Origin of the sequence: Rhodococcus sp. GXMU-t2271, from assembly GCF_041414735.1 — a bacterium.
In the GTDB taxonomy this organism is placed as follows: domain Bacteria; phylum Actinomycetota; class Actinomycetes; order Mycobacteriales; family Mycobacteriaceae; genus Rhodococcus; species Rhodococcus indonesiensis.
On sequence record NZ_JAUIZP010000007.1, the window covers coordinates 50,966 to 59,903 of the forward strand.

Genomic DNA, 8,938 nt, shown 5'->3' on the forward strand with positions numbered 1-8,938 from the left:
CACCGACCCGATTCGTATGTGAGAAAAGGAGATTCGTGACGATTTCGCGCAGTGTCCCGACGGTCGACGCCGTGGCCGAGGCGCTCGGGGAACTGCGGGCGCGGACACCGGTCGTGCAGTCCCTGACGAACGTGGTCTCGGCGAACTTCGTCACCAACGTGCTGCTGGCGGCAGGCGCGAGCAATGCGCACATCGACAACGTGCACGAGGCCGGCGGATTCGCGCGGGCGGCGGACGGCGTCCTGGTCAATGTCGGCACACCCGACGATGCCACCGCGCAGGCGTTCCGTCTCGCGGCCCGCAGCGCTCACGAGGCCGGCACCCCGTGGGTCCTCGACCCGGTCGGAGTGGGGGGTCTGCCGTGGCGCAGCGATCTCGCCGCCGAACTGTCGGCGCACCGGCCGACGGCGATCCGCGGCAACGCCTCCGAGATCATCGCCCTGGCAGGCCTGCGGGGGGAGACCCGCGGCGTCGACAGTTCCGCCGATGCGGCGGCGGCTGTCCCGGCGGCGCTGACCCTGCTCGATCGCGCCGAATCCGTATCGGCTTCGGGCGCAGTCGATCACCTCGTCGGCCGGGACGCCGACGGGGCAGTGATCGGGGTGCGGGTCGGTGGGGGCAGCGCGATGCTGCAGCGGGTGACGGCCACGGGCTGCGCGCTCGGCGGTCTCGTCGCCGCATACCTCGCCGTCACGCCGACGCCGTTGATCGGGCTCGCCGCGGCCCACGTGCACGTCGCCGTCGCCGCGGAGATGGCCGAGGCGGCGGCCGCGGGACCCGGCACGTTCGCCGTCGCCTATCTCGACGCCCTGTACACCGTGGACGCCGACACGCTCCGTGCCCGCGCGCAGCTCGAGGTCTTCGAGCCACGCCGGTAGCTCGGCGACTCCGGACCGCTCAGCGGCAGACGACGACCAGGCCCACGCCCAGCCACACCTGTCGTTCGACGCGATCGAACTCGTCGTCGTCGTGGTCGTACACGTAGTCGACCTCGGTGCGGTAGCCGCGATCCCGTTGTTCGGTGACGCGGCAGTCGCCGGACAGATTCCCGGCGCGGTTGGTGATCTTGTAGGGGATACCTTCCGCGTCCAGGAGGGCGATCGCCTGCTGTTCGCTGAGGCCGACGACATCGGGCGCGGGTTGCGCTGCGGCGATGCCGGAACCGAGAAGGAGGGTGGCGGCGGCCGCGCACAGAACGGCCGGGAGGGTGGTGCGCATGACAACGTCCTTTCGGGAACGATGTCGCGATGGAGTGAATCCGGTGGGGGACATCCGTACCGCCGGTGTCGGCGGGGACGGGATCCGTCAGATGTGATCTATCGGCGCGTTCCGGCGGTGATTCCGGGCGGCGAGCGCCCCCGCGACGCGGACCACGGTCCGGCCGTGGACGACGGTGCCCCGGCACAGCGGGGTGCGCAGGCGTTCATCGGCAGTTCCCCTAGGCGCCCGACCCGGAACCGGCCGGCGCCACTCCAGGGTACCCCCGGCTTCTGACAAATCCGGCAGAACTGGCGGACCTGCCGGAACGGGCCGATGCGCGCGGCCCCCAGTCCGTCGGCTGGGACCGGATGACGGAGCCGGTACCGGATCGGCCGGCAGGGGTGCGGGCCGGGTGAGGCGCCGACGGCTGATCACCGTGACCATTTGCCTGGTGTGTTGCACGTCACATTTGAGCGAAATGATTCGCCGCAAAGTCTTCTGTTGACTGAATAAATCAGCTGTGTGGATCATTGCTGAACCAGTTGATGTGACTCGAGCGACGTGCACGACACCTGTCGCAGCAAAGGAACAGTGCGATGACCGAAACCGTGGTCCGCGAAATCGAGCGTTCTCCCTACGACCTGGACGACCGGTACCGCTCCGGCTCGGGCACGGTGCTCCTCACCGGCGTCCAGGCGATCGCCCGCCAACTCGTCGAACAGCACGTGCGCGACATCCGCGACGGTCGCCGCGTGGCCACCTTCGTCTCCGGGTATCCCGGCAGCCCGCTCGGCGGGCTCGACAAACTGCTGCACGGCATGCCGAAGGTTCTCGCCGAGCACGACATCACCTTCGTGCCCGGGTTCAATGAGGAACTCGCCGCAACCTCCGTATGGGGCAGTCAGGGCCAGCTCGGGGCAGGTACGCCCACCCACGACGGCGTCGTCGGTGTCTGGTACGGTAAGGGGCCCGGCCTGGACCGCGCCACCGACGCGCTGCGGCACGCGAACATGTACGGCGTGGACCCGAACGGCGGGGTCCTGCTGATGGTCGGCGACGACCCGGCCTCGAAGTCGTCCACCGTGCCCGCGGTGAGCGAACGGTCCCTCGCCGCCCTCGGGATCCCGGTCCTGTTTCCGCGCAACGCCGCCGAGATCGTCACGATGGGCCTGCACGGCGTCGCGCTGTCGCGCGCGTCCGGCTGCCTCGTCGCCCTCAAGATCGTCGCAGACGTCGCCGACGGCGCGTGGTCCGTCGACGGTTCGGTCGCGGACCTGCGCATCACCGTTCCCGAGATCGAATGGGAGGGAAGGCCGTTCGTGTACCGGCAGCGCCCGATGGCGGCGCCGGGCGACAGCGTGATCGCCGAGGCGGACCTGTACGGGCCGCGCTGGGCGATGGTGCACGCGTACGGGAAGGCCAACGGCCTGGACGTCGTCGAGGTCGACCCCCCGCACGCCCGGATCGGACTCGCCGCCACCGGCACCACGTTCGACGCGCTGCGACAGGCCCTGCTCGATCTCGGGGTGACCGACACCGACCTGCACCGCGCCGGCATCCGGCTGCTGCGCATCGGAATGCCCTACCCGATCGGTCCGGACCTGGTGCGCGACTTCGCCGCCGGTCTGGAACAGCTCGTCGTCGTCGAGGACAAGACCGCGTTCGTCGAAACCCAGATCCGGGAGATCCTCTACGGGACCGACCACCCGCCGCGCATCGTCGGCAAGAAGGACGCCGACGGCCGGCCGCTGATGCCCGTCGACGGCGAGCTCACCGCCGGCCGGATCCGCGGTCCGTTGCGCCGGGTGCTGCGCGGACACGTCGACCTCGGACCCGCGCCGCTGCCCCAGTTGCCGCTGGAGGTGCTCTCTGCCAAGCGCGCCCCGTACTTCTGCAGCGGCTGCCCGCACAACCGCTCCACGGCCCTGCCGGACGGCTCGATCGGGGGCGGCGGCATCGGCTGTCACGCACTCGTCACCATGTCCGGCCGCGCCGACAGCGCCGTCACCGGCCTGACCCAGATGGGTGGCGAGGGCGCGCAGTGGATCGGGCAGGCACCGTTCACCGACATCGGCCACATGTTCCAGAATCTCGGCGACGGAACATACTTCCACTCCGGTCAGCTCGCAGTGCAGGCCTGTGTCGCGGCCGGCGTGAACATCACCTTCAAACTGCTCTACAACGACGTCGTCGCCATGACCGGGGCGCAGGACGCCGAGGGCGCACTGACCGTTCCTGCGCTCACCCGCAAACTCACCACCGAGGGCGTGCGCAGGATCATCGTCTGCTCCGACGACCCGAAGCGGCACCGCAAGCGCTCCCTCGCCCGCGGCGTGCAGGTCTGGCACCGCGACCGGCTCGACGAAGCACAGCGCGTGCTGCGCGAGGTCCCCGGCGTCACCGTGCTCATCTACGACCAGCACTGCGCGGCCGACGCGCGCCGGCAACGCAAGCGCGGAACCCTGCCCGCCCGCACCACGCGCGTGGTGATCAACGAGGCGGTGTGTGAGGGCTGCGGCGACTGCGGCGTCAAGAGCAACTGCTTGTCCGTGCAGCCGGTCGACACCGAGTTCGGGTCCAAGACCCGGATCGACCAGACCTCCTGCAACACCGACTACTCGTGCCTCGACGGGGACTGCCCGTCGTTCGTGACGGTCGAGGCGTCGCCGGACCGGAAGACGCGGCGCCGCGGCGCCCCGACCCCGCCGGCCGTGCCCGACGTCGACGGCGACACCCCGGTGGGTACCCGCAACGTCTTCCTTGCCGGCATCGGTGGCACCGGCATCGTCACCGTCAACCAGGTGCTCGCCACCGCCGCGCTGCGCGCGGGCTTCGACGTCGAGTCCCTGGACCAGATCGGCATGAGCCAGAAGGCGGGCCCGGTGGTCTCGCACCTGCGGTTCGCCGCCGGCGGCCTCGAACCGGGGAACCGGGTGACCACCGGCGGAGCGTCGTGCGTGCTGGCGCTGGACCTGCTGACCGCGGCGGACGCGAAGAACCTCGCCTACGCCGACCCGCGCTCGACCGTCGCGGTGGCGTCGACGAGCCGCACCCCCACCGGGGACATGGTGTACGACAGGTCGATCCGGCACCCGGACGAGCAGCAGCTGCTCGCGCGGCTGGACGCGGTGACCCGTCGGCTGGCCTCGTTCGACGCCCTCGCCGCCGCGCAGGCGCTGTTCGGTGACACCGCCGCCGCGAACTTCCTCGTCGTCGGCGCCGCCCACCAGCTCGGTGGTCTGCAGATCCCCGCCGCGGCCGTCGAGGAAGCGATCGAGATCAACGGCGTTGCGGTGGCGGCGAACATCGCCGCGTTCCGGTGGGGGCGCGTGGCGGTCGCCGACCCGGACGCGTTCGCGGCCGCGACCGAGCCGTCGCGGCCCGAGCGGAGCGTCACCGTCGTACCGGAGCACCTGCTGGCCGGCACCACCTTCGACGGTGAGGTGTTGCGACTCGTGCGGGTACGTGCCGCGTCACTGATCGACTTCCAGGACGAACGCCTCGCCGCCCGGTACGTCGAGCGGGTGCAGGCTGTGTGGGAGGCCGAACGCCGCGTCACCGCGCGCACGGACTTCAGCGCGGCCGTCGCGCGCGGACTGTTCAAGTTCACCGCCTACAAGGACGAGTACGAGGTCGCGCGGATGCTCGTCGACCCCGCCTTCCTCGACGAGGTGCAGTCCCAGGTGCCCGGCGGGGCGCAACTGACCTATCGGCTGCATCCGCCCGTGCTGCGCGCACTCGGCCGCACGAAGAAGGTCGGGTTCGGTCCGAAGTCCCACGTGGCGCTGCGGGTGCTGGCCAAGGGCCGCCGGCTGCGCGGCACCCGGCTCGACCCGTTCGGGTACGCGCACGTCCGCAGGGTCGAACGTGCCCTGCTCGCCCACTACACCGCGACGATCGACCGCCTCGCTGCCGAACTGAGCCTCGAGAACTACGACCGTGCGGTGCAGGTCGCGGAGCTGGCGGACGCAGTCCGTGGCTACGAGGACGTCAAGCTGCGCTCCGTCGAGCAGTACCGCGCCCGGCTCGCCGACCTGGGGGTCGACACCGACTTCTGACGGCACCACCTCCGATATCGCCGAATCGTCTCCGTCCGAAAGGAATCCACTCGTGACCGCCTCTCTTCTCGACCACGCGCCGACCGGAGTCTTCGACCGTTCCCGTCGCCTCTCCGACCGCCCGCACGAGCAGGTCGTCTTCTGTCAGGACGCCGCCACCGGCCTGCGTGCGATCGTCGCGATCCACTCCACCGCGCTCGGCCCCGCCCTCGGCGGCACCCGCTTCTACCCCTACGCCGACGAGGCGACCGCGCTCGAGGACGTGCTGCGGCTGTCGTGGGGGATGACCTACAAGGCTGCGGTCGCCGGGGTGAACCTCGGCGGCGGCAAGGCCGTCATACTCGGTGACCCGGCCACGGACAAGAGCGACGCTCTGCTCGCCGCGTACGGACGGTTCGTCGAGTCCCTGGGCGGTCGCTACGTCACCGCCGCCGACGTCGGCACCGCTGCCGGTGATCTGGACGTCGTCGGCCGTTACACCCGGTACGCAGTCGGACGCACCGCCGCCGCCGGCGGATCCGGGGACAGTTCGCCGCTCACCGCGCTGGGGGTGTTCCGCGCGATGCGGGCCGGGGCCGAACATGTCTGGGGCACAGCATCTCTGGATGGACGCACGGTCGGTGTCGAAGGGCTCGGGAAGGTGGGCTACGAGCTGGTGCGGCTGCTCGTCGCCGACGGGGCCGACGTGGTGGTCACCGATGTGAACCCCGCGGCCCTGGCCCGGGTGGCCGCCGACTTCCCGGTACGCATCGCGAGCAGTGTGGTCGACGCCCCGGTGGACGTCTACGCACCGTGTGCGCTGGGCGGAACGCTCACCACGTCGGCCGGCAGCACGCTCGGGGCGCGGCTGGTGTGCGGCGCCGCGAACAATCAGCTCGCCCGCCCCGAGGTCGAGGATCTGCTCCGCGACCGCGGCATCACCTGGGTGCCGGACTACGTCGCCAACGCCGGCGGCCTGATCCAGGTCGCCGGCGAGGTCGACGGATCCGATCCGAGCGTCGTCCGGTCCCGGGTGAACGCGATCTTCGACCGCACCGCCGAGATCTTCGCGATGTCGCGAGACCTGGGCATCGGCCCCGGCGCGGCGGCGAACCGGCTCGCCGAGCAGCGTATCGACGCGGCCTGACGGGACGCGGTCGTCGCATCGTCCCGGGCGGTCGGCGGAAGGGGGAGGCACCACGGTGCCTCCCCCTTCCGCTCGTGCACCGGGACCTGGCTCGCCCCGGAAGTTGTTGTCCCCGAGCACTGATCGGCCCGAGCGCCGATCGGCCCGAGCGCCGATCAGCCCGAGCACCGAACAGTCCGAGGGCCGATGCGGCCGGGCGCCGACGGCCCGGCCGTCGACGGCCCTCAACGCCGATCGGTCGTCGGCACGGAGCGCCCGTGCCCCGAGTCGCGGGTGAGATGTTCGAGCAGGGGTTGCGTCCGGTACGCCACGGGCGTCGTCAGCGCCAGCGTGGTGGTGGTGTGGGCGACGCCCTCGATCGCGTGGATGCGTTCGAGCTGCAGGAGCAGGTCCTCCTGCGACTGTGCCGCCATCCGGATCAGCAGGTCCTCCCGGCCCGTCGTCGCGTGCACCTCGAGCACCTCGGGGAACCGCTCGAGCTCCGCGATCACGTGCCCCATCCGCGCCTGCACGAGTTCTGCGCCGATGAACGCCTGCAGCGGCAGGCCGAGCTTCGGCAGATCCACCACCGGGCGATATCCCGTCACGGCGCCGGACTCCTCGAGCTTCCGGATCCGCGACTGGACGGTGTTACGCGCGACGCCGAGCTTCGCTGCCAGATCGACGATGCCGGCTCGCGGGTTGTGGGTGAGCTCGGCGAGGAGGGCCGCGTCGAGCCGATCGAAACTGAGCACGGTGACATCCTTTCGGTTGTGATGGGCGTCACATTTGAGCATCGTGCGTAGTTGTTGTCGAAGATATTGACACGAAAAGTGACAGTGCCATGATTGCTGCACTGAATTGCTCACGCAATCCCTCTCTGCGGCACCACAATGCGTCGCCCACGAGGGTCGCGCCCCCGGCCGCCCACGAGGTCCGGCGGGCCCCAACCCCATCCCGAGGAGCACAACATGCCCGGAGTCGGCATCTGGCGCACCAAATCCGTCGAACAGTCCATTGCGGATACCGACGAACCCTGTTCGCGGCTGCGGCGACAGCTGACCGCCAAGGACCTGACCGTGTTCGGCGTCGCCGTGGTGATCGGCGCCGGCATCTTCACCCTCACCGCGCGCACCGCGGGCAACGTCGCGGGCCCGTCGATCTCGCTGGCCTTCGTGCTCGCTGCGATCACGTGTGGCCTCGCGGCCCTCTGCTATGCGGAGTTCGCATCGACCGTCCCTGTCGCCGGTAGCGCGTATACCTTCTCGTACGCCACCTTCGGCGAGTTCGCCGCCTGGATCATCGGCTGGGACCTCATCCTCGAGTTCGCGCTCGCCTCCGCCGTCGTCGCCAAGGGCTGGTCGCTGTATCTCGGCGGCATGCTCGGCGGCACGGCGCACACCACGATGCACCTCGGCCCGCTCGCGGTCGACTGGGGGGCGTTGCTCATCGTCGGCGCGATCACGGTCGTGCTCGCCGTCGGCACCAAGGTGTCCTCGCGGGTGTCGGCCGTCGTCACCGCCGTCAAGGTTGCCGTCGTCGTGCTGGTCATCGCGGTCGGGGTCTTCTACATCGACAAGAGCAACTATTCGCCCTACATTCCGCCGGCCGAGGGCGCGCAGAGCACCGCGAGCGGCGTGCACCAGTCGCTGTTCTCGGCCCTCACCGGGGCCGACGGCAGCAGCTACGGGTGGTACGGCCTGCTCGCCGCCGCGAGCCTGGTGTTCTTCGCCTTCATCGGATTCGACGTGGTCGCCACCACCGCGGAGGAGACGAAGAACCCGCAGAAGGCGCTGCCGCGCGGCATCTTCGCCTCGCTCGCCATCGTCACGGTTCTCTACGTCGGCGTGACGCTGGTGCTGACCGGCATGGTGAAGTACACCGACCTACGGACGGGCAGCGCACTCGTCGGCGACGGCAGCGCCACCCTGGCCACCGCGTTCGAGGCCCACGGCATCACGTGGGCGCAGACGGCGATCAACATCGGCGGTCTCGCCGGCCTCACCACAGTCGTGATGGTGATGATGCTCGGCCAGACCCGTGTGCTGTTCGCGATGTCCCGGGACGGGCTGATGCCGCGGCGGCTGGCCACGACCGGCCGCAAGGGCACCCCGGTGCGTATCACCCTGCTGGTCGGCAGCATCGTCGCCGTGCTCGCCGCGGTGTTCCCCATGGGTGTGCTCGAGGAGATGGTCAACATCGGCACGCTGTTCGCCTTCGTGCTGGTGTGCATCGGCGTGATGGTGCTCCGCCGCACGCGCCCCGACCTGCCGCGTGGGTTCCGGGTGCCGCTCGTGCCCCTGGTGCCGATCCTCGCGGTCCTCGCGTGCGGCTGGCTGATGCTCAACCTGTCCGTCGAGACGTGGCTGCGGTTCGGGGCCTGGATGGCCCTGGGCGTGGTGGTCTACGCCGTCTACGGTCGCCGCACGTCGGTGCTCGGGCAGCGGCTCCGGGCCGAGGCGGCCCGGCAGGCCGAGGCGGCCCGGCAGGCCGAGACCCCGCAGGCCGCCCGCGAGCCCGAGCCGGTGTAGCGCGGAGTACGGACCCGGGCCCCCCCCCCCCGCGGCGGGGCCGC

General features: G+C 70.7%; 6 protein-coding genes. 4 read left to right on the forward strand and 2 right to left on the reverse strand.

The window, feature by feature from the left end:
* The first annotated feature begins 35 nt into the window (after window positions 1-35).
* Window positions 36-878 (forward strand): hydroxyethylthiazole kinase, encoded by an 843-nt coding sequence (gene thiM / locus QYS60_RS04115; RefSeq protein WP_371382504.1) that lies wholly within the window; start codon window positions 36-38, stop codon window positions 876-878.
* Window positions 879-897: 19 nt separating this feature from the next.
* Here the strand turns inward: thiM and QYS60_RS04120 are convergent, their stop codons facing one another.
* On the reverse strand, window positions 898-1,218 hold the full coding sequence (locus tag QYS60_RS04120) for a PASTA domain-containing protein (protein ID WP_003937102.1): 321 nt from the start codon (window positions 1,216-1,218) through the stop codon (window positions 898-900).
* A gap of 578 nt (window positions 1,219-1,796) precedes the next feature.
* On the opposite strand from QYS60_RS04120, the gene QYS60_RS04125 reads away from it, so the two are divergent.
* Window positions 1,797-5,258 carry an indolepyruvate ferredoxin oxidoreductase family protein gene (locus QYS60_RS04125; protein WP_371382505.1) on the forward strand — a complete coding sequence of 1,154 codons (3,462 nt, stop codon included), beginning with the start codon at window positions 1,797-1,799 and terminating at the stop codon, window positions 5,256-5,258.
* Between the two features lie 52 nt (window positions 5,259-5,310).
* Window positions 5,311-6,384, forward strand: coding sequence for a Glu/Leu/Phe/Val dehydrogenase (locus QYS60_RS04130; RefSeq protein WP_371382506.1), 1,074 nt, complete (start codon window positions 5,311-5,313; stop codon window positions 6,382-6,384).
* A 224-nt stretch (window positions 6,385-6,608) separates the two neighbouring features.
* Here QYS60_RS04130 and QYS60_RS04135 read toward each other — a convergent pair whose 3' ends face one another.
* Complete coding sequence (locus tag QYS60_RS04135; RefSeq protein WP_003937105.1) at window positions 6,609-7,118, reverse strand: Lrp/AsnC family transcriptional regulator; 510 nt, start codon at window positions 7,116-7,118, stop codon at window positions 6,609-6,611.
* A gap of 216 nt (window positions 7,119-7,334) precedes the next feature.
* Here QYS60_RS04135 and QYS60_RS04140 point away from each other — a divergent pair, with 216 nt between their 5' ends.
* Complete coding sequence (locus QYS60_RS04140; RefSeq protein WP_371382507.1) at window positions 7,335-8,894, forward strand: amino acid permease; 1,560 nt, start codon at window positions 7,335-7,337, stop codon at window positions 8,892-8,894.
* Window positions 8,895-8,938: the final 44 nt, after the last annotated feature.

Bases quoted from the DNA above. Each gene is read 5' to 3' on its own strand.
- QYS60_RS04140 (WP_371382507.1), top strand. From the start codon at position 7,335: ATGCCCGGAGTCGGCATCTGGCGCACCAAATCCGTCGAACAGTCCATT.
- QYS60_RS04125 (WP_371382505.1), top strand. From the start codon at position 1,797: ATGACCGAAACCGTGGTCCGCGAAATCGAGCGTTCTCCCTACGACCTG.
- QYS60_RS04120 (WP_003937102.1), bottom strand. From the start codon at position 1,218: ATGCGCACCACCCTCCCGGCCGTTCTGTGCGCGGCCGCCGCCACCCTC.